The sequence below is a fragment of the Streptacidiphilus sp. EB129 genome, from assembly GCF_041262645.1.
Classification (GTDB): Bacteria; Actinomycetota; Actinomycetes; order Streptomycetales; family Streptomycetaceae; genus Streptacidiphilus.
The window spans coordinates 33,976-57,113 of the sequence record NZ_JBGCCS010000037.1 but is presented as its reverse complement, the minus strand read 5'-3'; the positions used below and the strand labels follow the sequence as shown (position 1 = coordinate 57,113).

Here is a 23,138-nt window from a genome sequence, read left to right as displayed (position 1 = left end):
CAACAACGAGCAAGCACCGCAGGCCTTTTCCTCCGATGACTGACGTGACCCTGACCGCCGGTCACAGCAGAAGGCTGCCTTCAAGGTTGGCTACAGAACCGCATATTACGGACGTTTGAGCGGGCAGGTGGCGAGCAATTCCGGCACAGCTCTTGTGGAGAGCTCGGATGTCTCCCAGAATCCCCGGAGAGTTCGCCACCCTTTCTCGCGTCCCCCGAGGCGGACGGCCCCCTCACCGTCGCACGCGGGTTGCCCCAGGAGGCCCTGCATGTCCGAACAGCCCCTGCCCCACTTCGAGTACCCCGCCGGCGCGAGCTCGCGGCGGGACTTCCTGCGGCTGGGGGGTGCCACCGGCGCGTTCCTGGCGCTGAGCAGTCTGCCGGTGTTCCGGCCGCAGACCGCCCAGGCGACGGCGCGACCGTCCACCGCGACCCTGGTCCCGCCAGGCCGGGCGACCACCCTGTGGTATCCGACGCCCGGGACCGAGTCCGGGATCATCCAGCAGGGGCTGGCCATCGGGAACGGCCGGATGGGCGGTCTGGTCACCGGCGACACCGCCGACGACGTCCTCTACCTGACGGACGCGACGCTGTGGACCGGCGGGCTGAACGCAAGCCTCGGCTCGGACGGCCAGTTCCCGTACGACACCGCGGACTTCGGCACCCTGTCGCTGCTGGCGAAGGTGTACCTGTCGATACCCGGGCACACCTCCTCGGCGATCAGCGGGTACCGCCGCCAGCTGGACCTGAGCAACGGGTACGTCTCCGCGACCTACCAGCTCGGCGGCGTGACCTACACCCGCGAGGTGTACGCGAGCCACCCGGACGACGTGGTGGTGCTGCGGCTGCGGCAGAGCGGTAGCGGCGGCTACACCGGCAGCGTGGCGCTGACCGGAACGCACGGCGAGACGACCGGCAGCGACGGCGCGACGGCGACGGCGTCCTTCGGCGGCACGCTCGGCAACGGACTCGCCTACGGCGCGGTGGTCCGCGCGACCGGCACCGGCGGCAGCGTCTCGGCCGGCGGCGGCCAGGTCGGCTTCACCGGCTGCTCCGAGGTACTGATCGTGATCGCAGCCGGCACCAACTACGTTCCTGATGCGAGCAGGCAGTTCATGGACACCACCGTCGACCCGCTGACCGTCGCACGTGGCAGGGCCGCTGCCGCCGCCTCGGTGTCCGGCGACTCACTGCTGGCCGCGCACGTCGCCGACTACCAGGCGCTGTACTCGACGCTGACCGTCGACCTGGGCAGCTCCACCGCCACGCAACGCGGCCAGGACACCGCGACCCGGCTCGCCGCGCGCGCCGCCGCCGGTGCCGTACCCGACCCGGAACTGGAGGCCAGCTACCTCCAGTTCGGCCGCTACCTGCTGATCAGCGGCTCGCGCGACAGCGTGCCCGCGAACCTCCAGGGGCTGTGGCTGGACCGCAACGATCCGGACTGGATGGCCGACTACCACACCGACATCAACCTCCAGATGAACTACTGGCTGCCGGACCGGGCCGGACTCGGCGGGTGCTTCGAGGCGTTCGCCGACTACCTGGTCGCCCAGGTCCCGTCCTGGACCGCGACGACCCAGTCGCTGTTCAACGACCCGCGCAACGGGTTCCGCAACTCCTCCGGCACGGTGGCCGGCTGGACCACCGCGATCTCCGCCAACATCTACGGCGGCCTGGGCTGGTGGTGGCATCCTGCGGGCAACGCCTGGCTCTGCAACTCGCTGTTCGACCACTACCAGTACACCCGGGATCCGGCCTATCTGGCGAAGGTCTACCCGCTGCTGAAGGGCGCCTGCCAGTTCTGGGAGGCACGGCTGGTCACCGACCCCGCGACCGGACTCCTGGTCGACGACGCCGACTGGTCACCGGAACAGGGTCCGACGAACGCCAGGGGCAACACGTACGCGCAGGAACTGGTCTGGCAGCTGTTCCAGAACTACGGTCTGGCCGCCGCCGCGCTGAACCTCGACGCCGGCTACGCCGGCACCGTCGCCGGGCTGCAGCAGCGGCTGTACCTGCCGGTGGTCAGCCCGACCACCGGCTGGCTGGAGGAGTGGATGACGCCGGACAACCTGGGCGAGACCGCCCACCGGCACCTGTCCCCGCTGGTCGGCCTGTTCCCGGGCGACCGGCTGACCTACGACGGCATGCCCGCCGACATCGCCACCGGGGTACGCAACCTGCTCACCGCACGCGGCATGACCAGCTTCGGCTGGGGCCTGGCCTGGCGGGCGCTGTGCTGGTCGCGGCTGAAGGATGCCGGCAACGCCTATCAGGAGTTCCTGACCGCGATCACCCCGTCGGTGAACTTCGGCAACGGCACCGCGATCAACTTCCTGGACATGTACAGCTTCGGCAACCGCGTCACCTTCCAGATCGACGCCAACTTCGGCGTGCCCAGCGCCGCGCTGGAGATGCTGCTGTACTCCCGCCCCGGCCTGGTCGAACTGCTGCCCGCACTGCCCTCCGCCTGGGCGGCCGACGGCAGCGTCACCGGCCTCGGCGCCCGCGGCGGCTTCACCGTGGACCTCGCCTGGTCCGGCGGCCAGGTCAGCTCGGCGACCCTGCACAGCACCCACGGCGGCAGCACCACGGTGAAGTTCGGCGACTGGACCCAGCAGGTCACCGTCTCCCCCGGCGGGTCCGCCACGCTCGCCCCACCGCCGACCACCACCACGTTCACCCTGGTCAACCGGCGCAGCGGCCTGGTGCTGGACGACCCGGGCCGGTCCACCGGCCCGGGCACCGGCCTGATCCAGTACGCAGGCAACGGCGGCACCAACCAGCAGTGGCGCTTCACCACCCAGGGCAGCGGGATCTACACCCTGACCAACGCCTTCTCCGGCCTGGTGGCCGACGTCGCCGGCGGCACCACCGCCGAAGGCGCGACGGTGATCCAGTGGCCGGGCAGCGGCAGCACCAACCAGCAGTGGACCCTCTCCGACGCGGGTGGCGGCTACCTCAAGGTCGTCAACGTCCGCAGCGGCAAACTCCTCGCCGTCGCCGGCGACTCCACCGCGAACCTCGGCAGCATCGTCCAGCAGACCGACACCGGCGACCCCAGCCAGCAGTGGACCCGCAAGCCCTACTGACCACCACACCCCGCAGGCCCTGCCCCCGACCCTTCTGCCCGGGGCTCAGTCGGCGATGCGGCGGAAGAGCCCCTCCTGCATCACCGACACCACCAACTGCCCCTGCCGGTTGAAGAGCTGCCCCCGGGCCAGACCACGGCCGCCCACCGCCACCGGCGACTCCTGCTGGTAGAGCAGCCAGTCGTCGGCGCGGAACGGCCGGTGGAACCACATCGCGTGGTCGAGCGAGGCCATGTCGAAGTGCCGCTTGCCCCACAGCGGTTCGACCGGCACCCGGACCGCGTCCAGCAGCGACATGTCGCTGGCGTAGGTCACCGCGCAGGCGTGCACCAGCGGGTCGTCGCCCAGCTGCCCGTTGGTCCGCAGCCAGACCCCGAGCTTGGGCTCGACCCCCACCAGCTCCTCCTGGCTCCACCTCAGCCGCTCCACATAGCGCAGGTCGAACGGCTGGCGGCGGCTGATGAACGGCGGCAGCTCACCCAGGACCGAACCGACCTCCTCCAGCGCGGTCGGCAGCGTCTCCGGGTCGGGGAGGTCCGGCATGGCGGTCTGGTGGGTGAACGGGGACTCCTCCGGCAGGTGGAAGTCCGCGGTCAGCGCGAAAATGGTCCGTCCCTGCTGCACCCCGAGCACCCGGCGGGTGGTGAAGGACCGGCCGTCCCTGATCCGGTCGACCTGGTAGACGATGGGCACGCCGGGCGTGCCGGGCCGCAGGAAGTAGGCGTGCAGCGAGTGCACCGGGCGGTCGGGGTCCACCGTCCGTCCGGCGGCGATCAGGGCCTGGCCCGCGACCTGCCCGCCGAAGACCCGCTGCAGCGATTCCTCCGGGCTGCGGCCGCGGAAGATGTTCAGCTCGATCTGCTCCAGGTCGAGCAGGTCGACCAGCTGGTCCACGGGGTTGCCCATCGCGGTACGTCCTCTCGGTGCGCCAGGTGCTGGCCCCCATTCTCGCTGGCCGGTCGCGGATCCACCCGCGAGGGGTGCGCACGGCGCCGCGCGCCGCTCATCCGGGTGATCCCGGCACCGCCTTCGCATACCCCCATCATTCAGCGATCGTCACAGGTCACGAAGTTGGGAATGGCGGATGAACAGCACGAACGGCGCGCGATTCGCGCAGGAATGCATGCAAAACTGCGCCCGTGCCTCTAGTGACCCCCGTGCCGTCGGCAGGTTCCACGCAGGTCGGCGACCCCGGCTCCGGCCAGGGGCCGTCGCGACTCTCCACCGGCGCCTGGCTGCGCATCCGGCTGAACCCGTTCGCCACCGGTCCCGGCGCCTCGCCCGGCGCCCTGCGCCGCCCGCCGGAGCAGGTCAACCGGATGCTCACGGTGCTGGCCTGCTCCAGCATGCTGATCGGCGCCCGGGACGTCTGGAACCGCACGATCATCAACCAGCATACGCACGCGCTCGCGGTGATCCTGTACTTCGGCGCCATTCTGGTGCTGGGCGTGCTGGCACTGTCGGTCCGCAGCCGCCGCGCGATGATCACCATCGACATCCTGGTGCTGGCGGTCGCCGCGCTGGAGTGCCTCAACCGCTTCTACACCGTCACCGCCGCGAAGCCCACCGGCACCGCCGCGACCAGCCACGTCTACTACGGCACCGACGAGGGCTCGCTCGTCGACATGGCCGCAAGAACGCTTCTCCACGGCGGCCACATGTACGGAACGCAGTGGCCGCAGATCTTCCGGCTGTTCCATGTCGGCACCACCCCGCTGATGGACGGCGGCGCCGCCACCGGCCTGGACTACCCGCCGCTCGGACCGGTGTTCACCGCCGTGCCGATGGCCCTGCACCTCAGCCACCCCCCGGCGGGGCTGGCCGCCACCGCGATGCTGCTGGTGGCCTCGGTGGTGATGTTCCTGCTGCTGCCCAAGCCGTGGCGTCCGGTCGCGGTCATCGTCTGCTACGGCTTCGGCTGGCTTCCGTCGTACGCGCAGATGGGCTACCCCGGCTGCATGGAGCTGCCGTTCCTGATGGTCGCCGTCGCGTACTGGCAGCGGACCGGACGCGGGGGCCGGCTCGGGCGCGGCGGGGTGGCCCGCGCGGTCTGCCTCGGGATCGCCGTCTGCCTGCACCAACTGACCTGGTTCCTGGCCCCGTTCCTGGTCGTCGGCCTGTTCATGATCCGCCGCGGCGAGATGTCCGGCAGGGACGCCGCCACGGTGGTCGGCCGGTACGTCGCGATCGTGGTCGGCGTGGCCTTCGCCATCAACCTGCCGTTCATCGTCCAGGACCCGTCGGCCTGGCTGCGCGGGGTGCTCACTCCGCTGTTCCAGAAGGCCATCCCCAGCGGCCAGGGCCTGGTGGGCATCTCGTACTACTTCCGCAGCGGCAGCGGCGATCTGCACCTGTACAGCGACGCGGGTCTGCTGCTCGGCCTGGCGATGCTGATACTGCTGATCGTCTTCCCGCGCCGGCTCGGTCTGGCCGTCACCATCATGCCGTGGCTGGTCTTCTACCTGTCCACGCGCTCGCAGGAGGACTACTTCGACCTGACCGTGCCGCTGTGGGTACTGGCCGCGGCCACGGTCAGCGCAGCCGACTTCGACCAGGCCTGGCATCCGCGCCGGTGGCTACTGCGGACCCGCAGCCGCCGGGCGCTGCTGGTGCCGGTGCTGCTGGCACCGGCCATGCTCTGCCTGGTCGCGGCGGTGCAGGCGCCCACTCCCGTCACCATGCGGATCACCTCGGTGTCCGGTTCCGGCGGGACCGGGCCGCTGGCGCTCACCGGCCTGGTCGGGCAGATCGACGTCGACGTCACCAACACCACCGGCGGCGCGCTGCAGCCGCACTTCGCCACCAGCACCGGGGCGAACATCTCCGACTACTGGCTGCTTCTGCGCGGCCCGGCCCAACTCGCCCCGCACACCACGGCGGACTACGTGCTGGCCGCACCGCCCGGTGGGGTCTGGGGGCCCGGCGTCCTCGGCAAGTTCCTGCTGCGCGTGGTGACGCCCAACCCGATGAGCCTGACGACCCAGCTGATCGGCATCGGCCCCAACGACGCCCAGATCGCCACCGCGAAGGCCGCGCAGGCGGCCCAGGCGGCCAGGGCGGCGCAGGTCGCCAACGCCGAACAGGCCGTCAGGGCAGCAGCCCGGGCGTCCGAAGCCCGGAAGCCGCACAGGGGGTAGCCGCAGGCTCAGCCGCAGCCGGGGGCGGCCGTGCCACCGTTGTTCATCGCGACCAGGGTGCAGAGGGTGGCGTCGGCGACCTTCCAGGTGCCCGTCTCCAGCACCGCCTTGCCCGCGGCGCCGGGGAGGGCCGGGGTCCCGCTCTCGCAGAGGTTGAAGGTGACGTCGGCCGTGGTGGCGCTGGTGAAGGTCACCGTCAGCACCGTCACAGTGGCCTTGGCGGCCAGCGGGTTGCCGTTGAACCCGGCGATCACCGGCTGCAGCATCGCGCCGTTCTGCAACAGCCCGACCTTGGTGTCACCGGGGGTCGCCGGGTCGAAGAACTTCGCGTAGTCGGTGGCCACCGCGGCTCCGGCCGAGGCGGTGTCGCTCGGCCCGCTGCCGCTCACCGTCGGAGTGCCCGACGTCCCGCAGGCCTGCCCCGAGGAGGCAGACGGGGCCGTCGACGCGGACGGGGCCGTCGACGCGGATTCGCTCGCGGACGGCACACCCCCGCTCGACGTGGCCGACGCGGCGGTGCTGCCGCCACCGCTGCTGCTGCAGGCCGTCGCCAGCAGCAGCACGAGCGCCGCGCACGCCGCCCCCGGCACCACTCTCCGAACGCCTGCGGAACCACCATCGACCATGGAACCCTCACCACCCGATTCGGCATCCCACCTGACTGCCCGTCAGCTCCCCCCACGATAGCGGCTCCGCTCCGCGCTGTGGACCTGCTGTCACGCTCAAGCGCACAATCGACGCCCGTCCAAGGATCAGCAACGAACCTCACCAATGCCGCTCGGCGATGGCGGCCAGGGCCCTCGTCGCGCTACCGCTACTACTGCTGGAAGGTCCAGAATTCCTGCACATCATCAGCGCTGTCGCCCAGCACGATCGGCTTCGGGCCAAGGCTCCTGTCCTCGACGACGCTGCGGCCGAGGTAGGAATCCGATCCGGCGAGGCTCACGGTGTACACGCTGTGCGCGACGTCGTTCTCGTCGTAGTCCTCGTCGTAGTCCTCGACCTGGTTGTCGTACTCATCGTCCTCCGCATCCACTGGCGCAATGACCCAGACGGCGTTGGGGGTGTTTGGGTCAGCGGACTTCGCCACGACCTGGGGCTTCCCGAAGTAGGACGGGCCATCGCTGTCGTCATCGGCGTAGCCGGGGACCATGGCCAGGTAGTTGCCCGTGAGCGCGTCCTGGATCTGGTACCCGCCATCGACCTCGGTGAAGTTCCAGGTGGTGCGGGTCTGGGTCACGTAGAAGTAGCCGAACACGAGGCCGTCGCCCCTCCCCACCCCGACCGTGTTGCCGCCGTTGGCGAGGGTGACCGGCTTCGTAAGGTCTGCCATGTGATGTCCTTCCGTGGCGCGCGGCTCGGTGATCAATGTCGCGATGCACTCGAACGTTCCCAGGGGAGCCAACACCCCTACAAGCACACGAATTTAGACACCGCCCTGGAATTTCGGCCGGATCAGCAAAGCCTGCGCCTGCGTCCTGATGCGGCAACAGGGACCCGGGGGGACCGGAGCCTGTTGGCGCCGGGGCGGGTCAGCGGAGTCTGAGGACTGTGCCGACGGCCAGGTTGTCGGGGTGGGGGCCGATGGCGGTGCGGTTGAGCCGGTACAGGGCGCGCCAGCCGTGAGGGAGCGCGAAGCGGGTGGCGATGGCCGCGAGGGTGTCGCCGGGGCGGACGGTGTAGAGGGTCGGCGCGGGAGCGGGGCCACCGGGCGTCGGCTGCGGCCCCGTCGGTGCGGACGGAGGTGTTGAGGCGCTCGGCGTGGAGGTCGGAGTGGGCGTGGGCCGGAGGATTGGCGTCAGCGTGGGCCGGGGTGTGGGCATGGGCGTCGGCCGACGCGTGGGCGCGGGCGTCGGGTGGGCCGTAGACGTCGGCGTCGGCGTGGGGTGGGGCGTCAGCGTGGGCGCGGGCGTCGGGTGGGCCGTAGACGTCGGCGTCGGCGACGGCGACGGCGTCGGCGTCGGGTGGGGCGACGGCGTCGGGTGGGGCTTGGGCGTTGGCGACGGCGTGGGGTGGTGGGTGGGGAGGAGGCCGAGGTCGTGGGCGCAGCTGGGCCAGGCTCGCCAGCCCTGCCAGCGGAGGATGCGTTCGGCGGTGGCGATCTGCTGGGCCTTGGTGGCCAGGTCGGGGCGTCGGGCGTAGCGGGTGCCACCCGCCTCGCGCCAGGTCTCGACGGAGATCTGGACGCCACCGTAGTAGCCGTTGCCGGTGTGGATGTGCCAGTTGCCGCTGCTCTCGCAGGCCGCGAGGGCGTCCCACACCGCAACCGCCACGCGCCCCGGCGCCGCGCCCGCGCTCGTCGCGCCCGACGTGGTCAGCAGCGCCACGACGGCGGTGGCCATCGTCGCCACCGACGCGGCCGTCATCACGATCCTCGTTGGTATGCCCACGGCGAATGACGCTATGTCGTATCAGCACACAAACAGCTGATCTGACAGTGCGGCACACCGCGCAGTCACCTGGACAGCCGTACGGCCCGCACCACCACACCGTGGTGCGGGCCATGCCGCGAGAGCTGCCCGAGGGCGGTGGAACGGACGGGTCGTCAGCCGACGGTCAGGACCTGACCCGGGAAGATCAGGTTCGGGTTGGACCCCACGGTGCCGGTGTTGGCGGCGTACAGCTTCTGCCAGGTGGTGCCCTTGGCCGCGGCGATCGCGCTCAGGGTGTCGCCGGACTTCACGGTGTAGCTCGCGCCGGAGGCGGTCCGCGGGCTCTGGGTCGGCGCGGCGGCGGCCGGGGTGCCGGATGCGGCAGCCGAGGAGGCGGTGTCGTTGCTGGTCTGCTGCGGGGCGGCGGACGCGGAACCGCTGTCGCCACTGCCCTGCTGCGTGCTCGCGGCGGAGCCGGAGGCGGCGGCACTGGAGCTGGACGAGCTGGAGCTGCCGGACGAGGTGTCCACGGCGGCCGGGGCGCCACCCTGGCTCAGGCCGGCCTGCGGGCCGCAGACGGGCCAGGCACCGGGACCCTGGGAAGCCAGGACCTTCTCGGCCACGGCGATCTGCTGGGCCTCGGAGGCCTGGCCGGCGCTGGACGCGTACTGGGTGCCGCCGTACGCGGCCCAGGTCGACGGCGAGAACTGCAGGCCACCGGAGTAGCCGTTGCCCGTGTTGATGCTCCAGTTGCCCGTGCTCTCGCACTGAGCGACCGCGTCCCAGGTGGAGACGCTGGCGGCGGAGGCGGTGGTGGCGGTGACCAGACCGGCCACGGGGGCGGCGACGCAGACACCGGCAAGAACGACGGCACGGAGCCGGGTCTTCTTCGAGCCACCCTCGGTGGTGGCGGTGCGGGCAGCGTCGGTCTCGCGGCGGAAGATCATCAAGTCCCTCTCGACAACCCCGGACCGGTCGACGGGCGGCGCGTTGCCGCGCATCTGCCCCGTCGTCACGGTTCACAGGACGGGCGGCCTCACGGGGGCGAGGCCTGACCGTCCCGGCGCCTGCCACTCGCCACCGACCTGTCGTGCGGCGGCGGGTGCGTCTCCGTGGATGACCACGGAGTCGCACAGAGGCGGGCGGACCCGGGTGGTGCTCGTTGCACCGGGGACTGAACGTAGGCAAGTCCAGTGCCGCATTCAACTAAATGTGCGTTCCAGCAGGTCAATCCGCGGTTACCAGCAGTACAGGTCGAGGATTCGAAGGTCATCCCTGGCATTTTGTCCGATTTATCCATGATTGAGAGAGGTCGTGGTGGCTTGTGCCACACACAGGACCGGGTGAGCTGTCCCACATCGTCGACGGAACGTCACTGGTGACGGCCTCACGGTGAGATCCGGAGCCCGGCTTTCCCTACTTCGCCCCGGTCAACCGTGACCCGGACCACACCCGGTCCGTTTGTCATCACGGCTGGGGCAGCACCGCCCCACGCCTCCGCGATCCAAGGAGTCTTCGTGCCGCGCTTGATCGACGTCAGCGACGAGGTCCGTGCCGAGATCGGCGACGACGAGGCCGACCGCCTGCTCTCCGGAATGACAGCCCCCGACCGGTACGACTGCACGTCCTGCCGTGCGCCGGGCGACGTCGCCCTCGAACCGACCGCGACCGTGCTGTTCATCGGCGAGGAAACGGCGGTGCTCGCCTTCGCCCATGCCCGCTGCATCCCCTCCCAGGTCGTTCCGGTCGCCGAGGAGCAGCTGCTCGGCGCGGTCCGCAGCATCGGGCAGGCAGGCGGTGTGGAGCCGGCCGGCGCCATCGGGCAGGCGGGCGCCGACACCCACGCCGTCCAGGTCCAGCCCCGGCCGGAGCCGCAGCCCGAGCCACACCAGCCCCAGCAGCCCCAGCAGTCGGCCGAGGGGGACGCGACGCCGCCCGCCGTGCTCGGCGTCACCTGCGGGCTCGTGCTGAGCCAGACGGGCCCGTTCGCCGGCGTCCCGCGTGCCGCGCTGGTGGTCGAGCCGACCGGCCCGGTCGGCCGGCCGGGGAGTGAGGGCGGGCAGGACCACTTCGCCGCTCTGCTGCTGGACCACGGCTTCGCCCAGGTCCGGGACGTCGAGCAGGCCCCGGCCGAGCTGCCCGGCTGGTCCGTGCTGATGGCGATGGGACAGTTGCACGCGATCCTGCAGCCCGCCCAGGTCGGCGGCACCGTCGCCTGGTGGCAGGCGCACCAGCCGCTGCAGGTCACCGAGGCGTGGCGGTCCGCGGCGAGCCAGCAGGGGCAGGTGCTGATGTACGCGGCCCCGGCCGGCAGTGTGGGCCGTCAGCCCCGGGAGGACCTGCTGCGGTACGCGATGGACGGAGCGGCCCGGCGCGGCCTGCTGTTCGGCGCGGTGCTGCCGCTGGCCGGCACCTGAGGCCCGACGCGACGGGGAGCATGGGTCCGGCGAGTACGGGGAGACCCCGCATCCGGCGGGGCGGCCGGTCGTTGGCCATGGTGTGCAGACCTTCGACGCCTTCCCGCCGCCCCGCCGGGCTCCCGGCTATCCGCCGACCTCCCCGGTGCCGTCCCCCCGCGCCTTCGAGAGGGAGCTGCCCACCGAGACTCCCATCTACGACGTGCTCTACTCCGAGTTCCGCCGGCTCTTCCGCGCACTCCCCGGAGACCGCTCGGGCGAGGAGGAGCTGCGGTTCACCGGGTTCGGCCACACCGGCAGCCCGGTCGGCTACGCCGCGCCCGGGGTGTTCACCCCGTGGGAGCGGATCTCCCCCTACCCGCAGGACTCCGTCGGCTACGACACCGCGGGCCACAGCGCGGGCCGGCACCGCAGCTACCTCTCGCTGCCCCCCGGCCGAGGCTGACCCCGCCCCCCTGGGCTGACCCCGGCCGCGGCGGACCTGCCAGAGCCGACGCCGGCCGCAGCCGCAGGAACGGCCGACAACACCGCGGCGACGGCAGCGCCGCGGCGGCAGCAGACCCCGGGCGCGCGGCTCCGCTCGCCGCGCCCCGGGCGTAGGCCCGTACTACTTCTTGCGCCCGCGCTTCTCGCGGACCCGCACGCTGATCGAGATCGGGGTCCCGACGAAGCCGAACTCCTCGCGCAGCCGGCGCTCGACGAAGCGGCGGTAGCCCGCCTCGATGAAGCCGGACGCGAACAGCACGAAGCGCGGCGGCTTCGCACCGGCCTGGGTGCCGAACAGGATGCGGGGCTGTTTGCCACCTCGCACCGGGTGCGGGTGCGAGGCCACCAGTTCGCCCAGGAAGGCGTTGAGCCTGGCGGTGGGGATGCGGGTCTCCCAGCCCTCCAGTGCGGTCTCGATCGCCGGGACCAGCTTCTCCATGTGGCGGCCGGTCAGCGCGGAGACGTTGACCCGGGGCGCCCACTGGACCTGCACCAGGTCCTGCTCGATCTCCCGCTCCAGGTAGTAGCGGCGCTCCTCGTCGAGCTTGTCCCACTTGTTGTAGGCGACGACGACGGCGCGGCCGGACTCCACCGCCATGGAGATGATCCGGGTGTCCTGCTCGGCCAGGGTGTCGCTGGCGTCGATCAGGATCACCGCCACCTCGGCCTTCTCCAGCGCGGCGGCGGTGCGCAGCGAGGCGTAGAAGTCCGCGCCCGCGGTCTGGTGGACGCGGCGGCGGATGCCGGCCGTGTCGATGAACTTCCAGGTCTTGCCGCCGAGCTGGATCAGCTCGTCGACCGGGTCGCGGGTGGTGCCGGCCAGCTCGTTGACGACGACCCGGTCCTCCTTGGCCACCTTGTTCAGCAGGCTGGACTTGCCGACGTTGGGGCGCCCGATCAGCGCGACCCGGCGCGGGCCGCCGACGATGTCGCCGGCGAAGGTCTGCGGCGGGGCCGGCGGGAGCTTGTCCAGCACCGCGTCCAGCAGGTCGCCGGAGCCGCGGCCGTGCAGTGCGGACACCGGGTGGGGCTCGCCCATGCCCAGCGACCAGAGCATCGCCGCGTCGGCCTCGGCGGACTGCCCGTCCACCTTGTTGGCGCAGAGCACCACCGGCTTGCCGGACCGGCGGATCAGCCTGACCAGCGCCTCGTCGGTGTCGGTCGCGCCGACCGTGGCGTCGACCACGAAGAGCACCGCGTCGGAGTTCTCGATGCCCAGCTCGGCCTGCGCGGCGACCATGGCGTCCAGGCCGAAGACGTCGATCTCCCAGCCACCGGTGTCGACCAGCCGGAACCGGCGCCCGTTCCAGGTGGCCTCGTACTGGACCCGGTCGCGGGTTACGCCGGGGCGGTCCTCGACGACCGCCTCGCGGCGGCCGATGATCCGGTTCACCAGGGTCGACTTGCCGACGTTCGGGCGGCCGACGACGGCGAGGACCGGCAGCGGCCCCTCGTCCTCCAGGCTGCCGATGTCCTCCGAGTCGAAGCCCTCCTCGGCGGCCAGCGCCATGAACTCGGCGTAGTCCGCGGGGTCGATCCCGCCAGTGCCTTCGGTCGCGGCGCTGCCTGCCGTCGCGGCGGTCCCGCCGACGTTCTCACTGCTCATCTGCCCGTGCCAACTCTCGTTCGTCGCTGCCCGGTCAGGGCGCAAAGCGTCAGTACTGCTCACTACATGCACTACATGCTGAAGGGGTGTTACCGCGCTATCGACTCACCGGCACGGCGGCGCGCTGCCGCACCAGGCCGATGATGTGGTCGATGACCTCGTCCGGGCTCATCTCGCTGGTGTCGACCTCGACCGCGTCGTCGGCCTTGCGCAGCGGCGCGGTGGCCCGGCCGGAGTCGGCGGCGTCCCGGCGCTCGATGTCGGCCATGATCGCGGCGACCTCGGCCGGGTCCTGCAGGCCGAGCTGCGCGGCGCGGCGCGCGGCCCGGGTGTCGACCGAGGCGGTCAGGAACACCTTGAGATCGGCGGCGGGGAAGACCACGGTCCCCATGTCCCGGCCTTCGGCCACGATCCCGCGCGGCGCGGCGTGCGCCGACCCGCGCTGCAGCTCCACCAGCCGGGTGCGCACCTCGGCGACGGCGGAGACGGCGGAGACGGCCGCGGTGACCTCCGGGCCCCGGATCGGCCCGGACACGTCCTGCCCGTCCACGGTGATCGTCGGTCCGCTCGCGTCGGTGCCGGACAGGATGACCGGCTTGGCGGACGCGTTGGCCACCGCCTCCGGGTCGTCCACGTCGACGCCGTTCTGGAGCAGCCAGTACGTCATCGCCCGGTACATGGCGCCGGTGTCCAGGAAGCTCAGGCCCAGGCGGGAGGCGATCTCACGGGAGACGGTGGACTTACCGGTGCCGGCGGGACCGTCGAGGACGACGATCACCGGGGCATCCGAGCGGTCGGCGGTTTCCACGGTGGAAGGTCCTTCTCTGTCGGTCTTTCGGGCGGCGGATCCGGCTGCTTCGCGGCATGGGGCGACGCGAGGCGAACGGAGGTCACCCTCAAGGTTACCGGTCGGAGCGGACCCTCCAGCCCCGCTCCTGCAGCGCGGAGGTCAGCGGACCGGCCGCCGGGGGGGCGACCATCAGCTGGACCAGGCCGGCCTGCTGCCCGGTGGAGTGCTCGATCAGCACGTCCTCGATGTTGACCCCGGCCCGTCCGGCCTCGGCGAACAGCCGCGCCAGCTCGCCCGGCTGGTCGCCGATGAGCACCGCGACGGTCTCGTAGCGGGTCGGCGGGGCGCCGTGCTTGCCCGGGATCCGGGCCCGTCCGGCGTTGCCCCGGCGCAGCACGTCCTCGACGGCGACCGCCCCGGCGCCGCGCTTGGCCTCGTCCTCGGCCTGCAGGGCGCGCAGTCCGGAGACCGCGCCGCCGAGGTCGGCCGCGAGCTCCTCCAGTACGTCCGCGACCATGCCGGCGTTGGCGCTGAGGATCTCCACCCACATCCGCGGATTGGATCCGGCGATCCGGGTGGTGTCGCGGATGCCGGGTCCGGCCAGGCGTACCGCGTTCTCCTCGGCGTGTTCGAGCCGGGCCGCGACCAGGCTGGCCAGCACCTGCGGGGTGTGCGAGACCAGGGCGACGGCGCGGTCGTGCGCGGCGGCGTCCATGACCACCGGGACGGCCCCGCACAGGGCGACCAGTTCCAGGGCGGCGTTGAGGGTGTCGGTGTCGGTGTCGGGGGTGGGTGTCAGCACCCAGGTCCGGCCCTCGAAGAGGTCGGCCCGCGCCGCCAGCGGGCCGTTGCGCTCGGCGCCGGCCATCGGGTGGCTGCCGATGTAGTGGACGGTGTCCAGGCCCAGCTCGGCGATGTCCCGCCGCGGGCCCGCCTTGACGCTGGCCACGTCGGTGTAGTGGCGGGCCAGGCCCTCGCGCTGGGCGGCGGCCAACACCGGGGCGATCAGGGCCGGCGGCACGGCGAGGACGGCGAGGTCGACCGGGCCCTCGGGATCGTCGAGGGTTCCCGCACCCAGCGAGGCCGCGGTCCTGGCGGCGTCGGGATCGGCGTCGCGCAGGTGCACCGCTATGCCGCGGGCGCTCAGCGCGAGCGCGGCGGAGGTGCCGATCAGTCCGGTGCCGATGACGGCGGCGGTGCGCATGGCGGGTTGTCCGTCCTCTGGTGCCCGGCCTTGACCGGCTGGGCCGTTGCGGTGAGCACCTGTCGCCAGGACCCTGCTGCGCCGGACCCGGACAGTGCCGGCTCTCATGATCCCGCATCGGCCCGGCGGCGGGGGTACGCCCGGCGCAACGGATCGGGAGATCGCCTGGCGGAGGTCTCGTGATGCACGGGAGATCCGCCGATCGGGCCGGGGCGCAGACCGACCCGATCAGCGAGCCGGTACGGCACCCCCCGCGAAGCACCGTACCGACCCTTCCGGCCGGGTCACCCTAGTCCGCCTGCCCGCCATTCGGAATTCTTCGTCCAGCGACCGAGACGCGGAGCTGCCGTCGGCCGTCCCGGCCCGCCCACTGGGTCAGCGCGATGCACCCCACCACCAGCGTCGCGGTCAGCAGGGCCAGCGGTGGCAGCGACTCCCGCAGCAGCAGCACCGACCAGAGCAGGGTCAGCAGCGGCTGCGCGAGCTGCAGCTGGCTGGCCCTGGGCACGCCGACCGCCGCCATCCCCCGGTACCAGAGCACGAACCCGCCGAACTGGGAGACCGCCGCCAGGTAGAGCAGTCCGGACACCGACCGTGCGGTCAGGTGCACCGGCTCCAGGGCCAGCGCCGGGACCGAGACCAGCAGGGTGACCGGCAGCGCGGCGACCACGCCCCAGGCGATCACCTGCCAGCCCGGCATCCGGCGGGCCAGCCGTCCCCCTTCCGCGTATCCGGCCGCGCACACCAGCAGCGCGCCGACCAGGAACAGATCGCCCAGGCCCGGACGGCCGCCGCTCTGCGCCACCGCGAACCCGGCCACCGCGGCCGCACCGACGCCGGCCGCGCACCAGAACACCCCGGTCAGCTGGGTCCGGCCACGGGCCGCCGCGACCACGGCGGTGGCCAGCGGCAGCAGGCCGACGACCACGGCGGAGTGCGCCGTGGTCGAGATCCGCAGGGCCAGCGTGGTCAGCAGCGGGAAGCCGACCACGCAGCCGAGCGCCACCACGGCCAGCGCCGGCCAGTGCTGCCGCGCGGGCACCGGGACCCGGGCCCGAATCAGGCAGACGCCGGCCGCCAGCGCCGCCAGCACGCCGCGCAGGCCGGTCACCGTCCACGGGCCGAAGCCGTCGCCGCCGCTCAGGGCCCAGGCGGTGGCCGGGAAGCTGAGCGAGAAGCAGAGCACGCCGAGCCCGGCGAGCAGAGTGCCACTGCTTCCCGATATCGACCTCGGGGAGATAGCGCTACCATGTATTCTCATGAATGAGCGTAGCAGTGTCGCCACCCTCGCCGACTCGCTGCGGCGGGAACTGCAGCGCTACACGGACGGCCAGATGCTGCCGCCGAGCCGGACGCTGATGGAGCGGTACCGGGTCAGCCCCGGCACGGTCTCCCGTGCGGTAGCGGTGCTGGCCGCCGAGGGTCTGGTGGTCTCCCGTCCCGGCGCGGGCGTGTTCCGTGCGCCGCGCGCCCATCCGCGCGCCGGGGCGGTGGGCGACCTGTCCTGGCAGCAGGTGGCGCTGAGCGCCCAGGCGGACGCCCGTACCGTCGACGCCTCCGGGGTGCTGGCGACCCTGTCCGTGCCGCCCGCCGAGGTGATCGACCTCAACGGCGGCTATCTGCACCCCTCGCTGCAGCCCGAACGCGCTCTCGCCGCCGCACTGGCCCGGGCCGGTCGCCGGCCCGGGACCTGGAGCCGGCCCCCGGTCGAGGGACTGCCGGAGCTCAGGGCCTGGTTCGCCGCCGACATCAGCGGCCCGGCCGGGTCGCTGAGCGCGGCGGACGTGCTGGTCACGGCGGGCGGGCAGAGCGCGCTGAGCACCGCACTGCGCTCGCTGGCCCCGCCCGGGGCGCCGGTCCTGGTCGAGTCGCCGAGCTATCCCGGCACCCTGGCCATCGCCCGCGCGGCCGGACTGCGGCCGGTTCCGGTGCCGGTGGACGACTCCGGCGTCCGTACCGACCTGCTGGCGGACGCCTTCGCGGCCACCGGGGCCCGGGTCCTGGTGTGCCAGCCGCTGTTCCACAACCCGACCGGCGCGGTGCTCTCCCCGCGGCGCCGCGGCGAGGTGCTGCGGATCGCCCGCGAGGCGGGCGCCTTCGTGGTCGAGGACGACTTCGCCCGCAAGCTGGTGCACGCCGACGCGCCCCCGCTGCCACTGCCGCTGGCCGCCGACGACCCGGACGGCGTGGTGGTCCACGTCGGCTCGCTCACCAAGGCCACCTCGCCCAGCCTGCGCATCGGCGCGCTGACCGCGCGCGGCGCGGCGTACGAGCGGCTGCGCGCGCTGCACGCCGTGGACAGCTTCTTCGTCCCCCGCCCGCTGCAGGAGACCGCGCTGGAACTGGTCGCCGCGCCCAGCTGGCGCAGCCATCTGCGGCTGGTCGCACGGGAGTTGCGGGACCGCCGGCAGGCCGTCGCGGGCGAGCTGCTGCGCCGTGCCCCCGAGCTGCTCCCGCCCGCGATCCCGCTCGGCGGCTACCACCTGTGGCTGCGGCTGCCCGAGGGCACCGACGAGGCCGCCGTCGTCGCCGCCACCCACCGCGCGGGCGCGGCGGTCACCCCCGGCCGCGCCTACTTCCCGGCCGAACCCCCGGCCCCGTACCTGCGGATCAGCTACGCCGGCGCCGCCAACACCCAGCAGCTCACCGACGGCATCGGCCACCTCCTGGACGCACTTCGGCGCTGACCGGGAGGTGAATGCTCCCCGTCAGCCGTCCAGGCGGACCAGGTCACGGGGGGTCAGGTTCAGGCGGTCGCCGCCGTCCTCGGTGCAGACGGCGATGTCCTCGATCCGGGCGCCGAAGCGGCCCGGGAGGTAGATGCCCGGTTCGATGGAGAAGGCCATCCCGGGCTCCAGCGGACGGGCCGAGCCGGAGACGATGTAGGGCTCCTCGTGGGTCTCCAGGCCGATGCCGTGGCCGGTGCGGTGGATGAACCGGTCGCCGTAGCCGGCCTCGGTGATCAGGTCGCGGCCGACCGCGTCCAACTGCTCGGCGGTGATGCCCGGGCGGACCGACTCGCACTGCGCGGTCTGCGCCGCGAGCAGGATCCCGAACGCCCGCAGGTACTCGGCCGGGGCCTCGCCGACGCAGTAGTTGCGGGTGGAGTCGGAGCAGTAGCCGCTCGGCATGGTGCCGCCGATGTCCACCACCACCGGCTCCCCGGCGCCGATGACCCGGTCCGAGAGCTCGTGGTGCGGGCTCGCGCCGTTGGGGCCCGAGCCGACGATGACGAAGTCGACCGTCTCGTGGCCCGCCGCCAGGATCGCGTCCGCGATGTCCCTGCCCACCTCGCGCTCGGTGCGGCCGGGCCGCAGCCACTGCCCCACCGCCGCGTGCACGGCGTCGATCGCCGCCCCCGCCTCGCGCAGCGCGGCCACCTCGGCGGCGGACTTGCGCATCCGCAGCGCCCCGAGGACCTCCCCGGCCAGCGCCTGCTCCACCCCCGGCAGCGCCGCCCGGAAGGCGAGCACCTTCTCGGCCCACATGTGGTTGTCCACGCCGACCCGCCCCTCGGGGCCCACCGGCAGCCGCCCGGCGACCAGCGCGTAGGGGTCCTCGGTCTCGCGCCAGCCGACGATCTCCAGGCCGAGCCCGCCCACCGGCGAGGCCTCCGCGGCCGGCTGCTCCAGCAGCGGCACCACCAGGAACGGGTCACCGTTCGCCGGAGCGACCAGGCAGGTGAGCCGCTCCAGCGGCAGCGCCTGGTACCCGGTGAGGTAGCGCAGGTCGGGACCGGGCGAGATCAGCAGGGCGTCGAGTCCCGCCTCGGCCGCCGCCTTCTGGGCGCGGGCGATGCGGTCGGCAGGGTACAGCTGTGCGTCATGGGCCATGCGGCCAAGTCCATCACGCCGTCACCTGCGCTGCCAGACAGATGACCTGCGGGCGGCGATCAGGTACAAACGGAGCATGATTCTGCACCTGACGACGCTCGACGGCTGGCTGGCGTACCCCGACCGCCCCTACGCCACGGCCTCGCTGGCGTTGGAGGGCTTCATCCACTGTTCACCCGACCCCGACACCGAACCCGGCGACCAGAACACCGTGCTGGCCGTCGCCAACGAGCGCTTCACGCGCACCACCGGCCCGCTGATGGTGCTGCTCATCGACGAGGAGGCGCTGGACGCCCCGCTGCGCTGGGAGGCCGCCGCCCCTGCCCCGCCGCCCGGATCGCAGGCGGTGCTGTACCCGCATGTCTACGGCCCGATCAACCGCAGCGCGGTGGTCGGCATGCTGGAGGTCCAGCGCGACGGCACCGGCCACTGGGCCCGCCTCACCGCCTGGAGCTGACCGCCCGACCCGCCTGACCGATCGTCACCCCGCCTGCTCCGCAAGGACGCAGCGCGCGGGGTGGGTCCCGCCTGTCCGGACCCGTCCGCGCTCCCGGCGCGTTACCGCCGGTTCACCTGCTTCTTACCGACGGTGAGCCAAACGCCCCCTGTCGCGTTCGCCGACCCTGTGGAACTCTGATGCGCGTGCGACGGGGGGCGTCCTTGGGGCCTTCCCGGATCACGATCTACGCGCGTCATATCCGGCGCGCGTCAGTGTCCAGAGAAGGAGCAGGATGCGCAAGAGGAAGGTACTCGCGCTGGCACTGGCCGCCGGCCTGGGACTCGGCGGGGTCACCGCCGGCTCGGCCGCCGCGACGTCGCCGCAGCACGGCGGCGGCAGCCAGGGCAAGAAGTCCGGTTGTCAGCTCTCCGCAGGGGGACGCGATGTCAGCCACGTGATCTACCTGCAGTTCGACAATGTGCACCTGACCCGGGACAACCCCAACGTCCCCTCCGATCTTGAGCAGATGCCGAACCTGCTCAACTTCCTGAAGAGCAACGGCGTGGTGGACAGCAACCACCACACGCCGCTGATCGCCCACACCGGCAACGACATCCTGACCTCGCTGACCGGCCTCTACGGCAGCGACCACGGACAGCCGGTGGCCAACTCGTACCGGTACTACAACCCGGACGGCACCACCAACTCGGCGAGCAGCTTCGCCTACTGGACCGACGGCGTCGCCGACACCTCGGTGCCGACCCCGACCGACTCCTCATACACGATGGTCGGCCAGAACGGCAAGAACACCCCCGCGCCGTGGGCCGCCTACACCAGGGCCGGCTGTGACTTCGGGGCCGTCTCGGCGGCGAACACCATCCTGGAGAACACCACCGTCGACATCAACAAGGTGTTCGGCCCCAACTCCGCCCAGGCCGCCGAGGCCAAGGCCGACCCGACCAAGGCCCAGGCCGACTTCGTCGGCATCGGCGTGCACTGCGCCAAGGGCTCCAAGGTCTGCGCCAAGGGCGGCACCAGTGCGGACCTGCTGCCCGACGAGCCCGGCGGCTACAACGGCTACCAGGCGCTGTTCGGCGCCAAGTCGGTGGACCCGGCGATCGCCGCCAACGGTGTGGTCGACTCCACCGACGGCAACCAGATCACCGACTACAAGGGCAACCCGGGCTTCCCCGGCTTCGACTCGATGACGGCGAACAACTCGCTCGGTTACGTCGCCCAGATGCAGGAGTCCGGCGTCCCGGTCACCTACGCCTACATCTCCGACGCCCACGACCAGCACGGCGCCAACAGCGGTGCCTACGGTCCCGGCGAGGCCGGATACGTGGCGCAGCTCAAGTCCTACGACAACGCCTTCGGCAGCTTCTTCACCCGGCTCGGCAAGGACGGGATCAACTCGTCCAACACCCTGTTCGTGGTGACCTCCGACGAGAACGACCACTTCGTCGGCGGCGCGCCCACTCCGGCGAACTGCGACGGCGTCACCGTGCCGTGCAGCTACCAGCAGATCGGCGAGATCAACGCCAACGCCAACGGCCTGCTCGCCACGCAGCAGAACAACACCACACCGTTCAAGCTGCACGCGGACTCCGCGCCGAACTTCTACCTGACCGGGAACCCGACGCAGACCGCGCCCGCGACCCGGGGGCTGGAGCAGGCCTGGTCCAAGGTCACGGCGGTGAACCCGATCACCGGCAAAACCGACACGATCAACAACTACCTCGCCGACCAGACCGAGATGAACCTGCTGCACATGGTCAGCGGCGACCCCAAGCGCACGCCGACGTTCACCTCGTTCGCCGACCCGAACTACTACGTCTACGGCGCGGCGAACAACTGCAACTCCCCGTGCGTGGCACTGGGCCCCGGCTTCGCCTGGAACCACGGCGACTTCTCCAGTGACATCAACACGACCTGGCTCGGCCTGGTCGGACCGGGTGTCCGCAAGCTCGGCCAGACCGGCGCGGTGTGGTCCGACCACACCGACATCCGGCCCACCATGCTGGCGCTGCTGGGCCTGCGCGACGACTACCGCAGCGACGGTGTCGTGCTGACCCCGTTCCTCAAGCACGACGCGCTGACCGGCTCCCTCGCCGACCAGACGGACTCGTACCAGCGCCTGGCGGCCGCCTACAAGCAGCTCGACGCCGGCGTCGGCCAGTTCGCGCAGGCGACGCTGAAGCTGTCCAACGCGGGTGTCTCCTCCAGCAGCGCGGGCGACGCCACCTACACCGCCGACGAGGCGAAGCTCGTCAAGCTCGGCACCGCGCGTGACAAGCTCGCGGCGCAGATCTCGCAACTGCTCGACGCTGTCGCCTTCCACCACGGCTGCATCGACCGGCACCAGGCCGCGACGCTGACCCACCAGGCCGACGTCCTGATCAAGCAGGCCCAGCAGGCCGCTGCCGCGTGACGCCGCCTGACGCAGCACCCGCACGAGGCCGGCCGCACGCCGAGGCCGGCTGATCCGCAGAACCGTGGGAGGGGCCACCCGGCCCCTCCCACGCCGCGTTCCCGCCTACGGCTCGTTCCCCAGCGGCGCCTACGCGGCACGATCCACTCGCGGCACGGCGCGGACGCGGGCGGTGTCAGAGCCAGCCTCGGTCGCGTGCGGCCATGCCGGCCTGGAAGCGGGTGCCCGCGTCCAGCTCGCGCATCAGCGCCTGCAGCCGCCGCTGCGTGGTGCGGTAACTCCACCCCAGGGCGCGGGCGATGCCCTCGTCGGTCAGGCCCGAGGCCAGCAGGGCGAGCAACCGCCTGCCGTCCTCGCCGGGACCGTGACCCTCCGCCCCGGCCGCCCCGGCCGCCGTGGCCTGAACCGGTACGGCCCGCTCCCACTCGCCCTCGAACAGCGCGACCAGCGCGTCCAGCAGCGAGGACGGGTGGATCACGTACGCGGCCTCGACCACGTGCTCCTGCGCCCCGATCGGGATGACGGCCTGGCGGGCGTCGGCCAGGACCATCTTCATCGGCAGCTCGGGACGCACCCGGGCCTGCTCCCCCTCCCCGCAGCTCACCAGGATGTCGCTCTCCAGCCGCCCCGGCCAGGCCACCGCCGCGCGGTCGTAGATGATCCGGTAGCCGATGCCCTCACGCAGCCGGCGCCGGGTACGGCCCAGATTGGCGCCCGGGTCCTCCAGGTAGGGCGGCCGGTCGAAGCCCCGGATCTGCTCGCGGGCACCCTCCTGGAGCTGGTTCACCCGGTGGCCGATGGTCTCGCGGCCGGTGAGCACCTCGACGGAGTGGGCGGGGTGGGTGTACCGGGAGGCCTCGCGGTAGGTCTCCATCAGCCCGTGCACCGCCGACCTGGTCTGCCGCAGCACCTCCTCCTGATGGCCGATCAACGAGCCGATGGCCACGTCCGGGGCGGCGGCCAGGAAGCGGGCCGGGCGACCGCCGGTCCGGCTGGCCATGCCGTCCCGCGCCAGCCGCGCCAGCGAGCGGCCCACCTGACCGGGCGCCAGACCGCAGGAGAGCCCCAACTCGGCGGCGCTCGCGTACGGATGGCCGACCAGCGCCGCGTACACGGCACCGTCCGGCCCAGGCAGTCCGACTGCCTCGAACATGGCCGTCCTCCCCACTGGCGTGGTTGCGCCACTTGGCGATTACCCGTCAGGCGATCATCTTGTGCCTCGCCGTCCCCACCTGCCAAGTTGCTCCCACGCGGCTGCCGGAATCACACCCCTGAACGAACTCCGGTGTCGTGGCTGCGGTTTGACGCCGCAGGTCATATGCGCGAACG

General features: G+C 72.2%; 19 protein-coding genes. 8 read left to right on the top strand and 11 right to left on the bottom strand.

Annotated elements, in window-relative coordinates; translation table 11 throughout:
- Positions 1–268 precede the first annotated feature (268 nt).
- Positions 269–3,094 (top strand): glycoside hydrolase N-terminal domain-containing protein, encoded by a 2,826-nt coding sequence (locus tag ABH925_RS31495; RefSeq protein WP_370153514.1) that lies wholly within the window; start codon positions 269–271, stop codon positions 3,092–3,094.
- A 45-nt stretch (positions 3,095–3,139) separates the two neighbouring features.
- Here the strand turns inward: ABH925_RS31495 and ABH925_RS31490 are convergent, their stop codons facing one another.
- The gene (locus tag ABH925_RS31490) at positions 3,140–4,000 is read right to left on the bottom strand and encodes an acyl-CoA thioesterase (protein WP_370153512.1); all 861 of its coding nucleotides are present in this window, start codon (positions 3,998–4,000) and stop codon (positions 3,140–3,142) included.
- Positions 4,001–4,251: 251 nt separating this feature from the next.
- On the opposite strand from ABH925_RS31490, the gene ABH925_RS31485 reads away from it, so the two are divergent.
- On the top strand, positions 4,252–6,231 hold the full coding sequence (locus ABH925_RS31485; protein ID WP_370153510.1) for a hypothetical protein: 1,980 nt from the start codon (positions 4,252–4,254) through the stop codon (positions 6,229–6,231).
- Positions 6,232–6,239: 8 nt separating this feature from the next.
- Here ABH925_RS31485 and ABH925_RS31480 read toward each other — a convergent pair whose 3' ends face one another.
- Positions 6,240–6,575 (bottom strand): hypothetical protein, encoded by a 336-nt coding sequence (locus ABH925_RS31480; protein WP_370153509.1) that lies wholly within the window; start codon positions 6,573–6,575, stop codon positions 6,240–6,242.
- On the opposite strand from ABH925_RS31480, the gene ABH925_RS31475 reads away from it, so the two are divergent.
- Positions 6,568–6,918, top strand: coding sequence for a hypothetical protein (locus ABH925_RS31475; protein ID WP_370153507.1), 351 nt, complete (start codon positions 6,568–6,570; stop codon positions 6,916–6,918). The genes ABH925_RS31480 and ABH925_RS31475 overlap by 8 nt on opposite strands.
- 130 nt (positions 6,919–7,048) lie before the next feature.
- On the opposite strand, the gene ABH925_RS31470 is transcribed toward ABH925_RS31475, so the two are convergent.
- The 3 genes from ABH925_RS31470 to ABH925_RS31460 form a co-directional block, all read right to left on the bottom strand.
- On the bottom strand, positions 7,049–7,564 hold the full coding sequence (locus tag ABH925_RS31470) for a hypothetical protein (RefSeq protein ID WP_370153506.1): 516 nt from the start codon (positions 7,562–7,564) through the stop codon (positions 7,049–7,051).
- 199 nt (positions 7,565–7,763) lie between these two features.
- Positions 7,764–8,621 (bottom strand): transglycosylase family protein, encoded by an 858-nt coding sequence (locus ABH925_RS31465; RefSeq protein WP_370153504.1) that lies wholly within the window; start codon positions 8,619–8,621, stop codon positions 7,764–7,766.
- Positions 8,622–8,776: 155 nt separating this feature from the next.
- Positions 8,777–9,550: a transglycosylase family protein gene (locus ABH925_RS31460; RefSeq protein WP_370153539.1), complete on the bottom strand. Its 774-nt coding sequence runs from the start codon at positions 9,548–9,550 to the stop codon at positions 8,777–8,779.
- A 570-nt stretch (positions 9,551–10,120) separates the two neighbouring features.
- Here ABH925_RS31460 and ABH925_RS31455 point away from each other — a divergent pair.
- On the top strand, positions 10,121–11,020 hold the full coding sequence (locus ABH925_RS31455; protein WP_370153503.1) for a hypothetical protein: 900 nt from the start codon (positions 10,121–10,123) through the stop codon (positions 11,018–11,020).
- A gap of 82 nt (positions 11,021–11,102) precedes the next feature.
- Positions 11,103–11,465 carry a hypothetical protein gene (locus ABH925_RS31450; protein ID WP_370153501.1) on the top strand — a complete coding sequence of 121 codons (363 nt, stop codon included), beginning with the start codon at positions 11,103–11,105 and terminating at the stop codon, positions 11,463–11,465.
- A gap of 162 nt (positions 11,466–11,627) precedes the next feature.
- Here ABH925_RS31450 and der read toward each other — a convergent pair whose 3' ends face one another.
- The 4 genes from der to ABH925_RS31430 form a co-directional block, all read right to left on the bottom strand.
- Positions 11,628–13,016 (bottom strand): ribosome biogenesis GTPase Der, encoded by a 1,389-nt coding sequence (der, locus tag ABH925_RS31445; RefSeq protein WP_370153538.1) that lies wholly within the window; start codon positions 13,014–13,016, stop codon positions 11,628–11,630.
- 193 nt (positions 13,017–13,209) lie between these two features.
- Complete coding sequence (cmk, locus tag ABH925_RS31440) at positions 13,210–13,920, bottom strand: (d)CMP kinase (protein WP_370153500.1); 711 nt, start codon at positions 13,918–13,920, stop codon at positions 13,210–13,212.
- A 94-nt stretch (positions 13,921–14,014) separates the two neighbouring features.
- Positions 14,015–15,106 (bottom strand): prephenate dehydrogenase, encoded by a 1,092-nt coding sequence (locus tag ABH925_RS31435; protein ID WP_370153498.1) that lies wholly within the window; start codon positions 15,104–15,106, stop codon positions 14,015–14,017.
- Between the two features lie 289 nt (positions 15,107–15,395).
- Entirely contained in the window at positions 15,396–16,367 is a 972-nt protein-coding gene (locus ABH925_RS31430; RefSeq protein ID WP_370153497.1) for a DMT family transporter, read from the bottom strand.
- On the opposite strand from ABH925_RS31430, the gene ABH925_RS31425 reads away from it, so the two are divergent.
- Complete coding sequence (locus ABH925_RS31425; RefSeq protein ID WP_370153495.1) at positions 16,366–17,793, top strand: PLP-dependent aminotransferase family protein; 1,428 nt, start codon at positions 16,366–16,368, stop codon at positions 17,791–17,793. The two genes, ABH925_RS31430 and ABH925_RS31425, sit on opposite strands and share 2 nt — an antisense overlap.
- Before the next feature lie 21 nt (positions 17,794–17,814).
- Here ABH925_RS31425 and ABH925_RS31420 read toward each other — a convergent pair whose 3' ends face one another.
- Positions 17,815–18,939, bottom strand: coding sequence for a M24 family metallopeptidase (locus ABH925_RS31420; RefSeq protein WP_370153493.1), 1,125 nt, complete (start codon positions 18,937–18,939; stop codon positions 17,815–17,817).
- 76 nt (positions 18,940–19,015) lie between these two features.
- Between ABH925_RS31420 and ABH925_RS31415 the strand changes: the two genes are divergently transcribed.
- On the top strand, positions 19,016–19,396 hold the full coding sequence (locus tag ABH925_RS31415; protein WP_370153491.1) for a DUF952 domain-containing protein: 381 nt from the start codon (positions 19,016–19,018) through the stop codon (positions 19,394–19,396).
- Between the two features lie 274 nt (positions 19,397–19,670).
- A complete protein-coding gene (locus ABH925_RS31410) occupies positions 19,671–21,809 on the top strand; it encodes a hypothetical protein (protein WP_370153489.1) in 2,139 nt (712 codons plus the stop codon).
- A gap of 175 nt (positions 21,810–21,984) precedes the next feature.
- On the opposite strand, the gene ABH925_RS31405 is transcribed toward ABH925_RS31410, so the two are convergent.
- On the bottom strand, positions 21,985–22,962 hold the full coding sequence (locus ABH925_RS31405) for a transcriptional regulator (protein WP_370153487.1): 978 nt from the start codon (positions 22,960–22,962) through the stop codon (positions 21,985–21,987).
- Positions 22,963–23,138 lie beyond the last annotated feature (176 nt).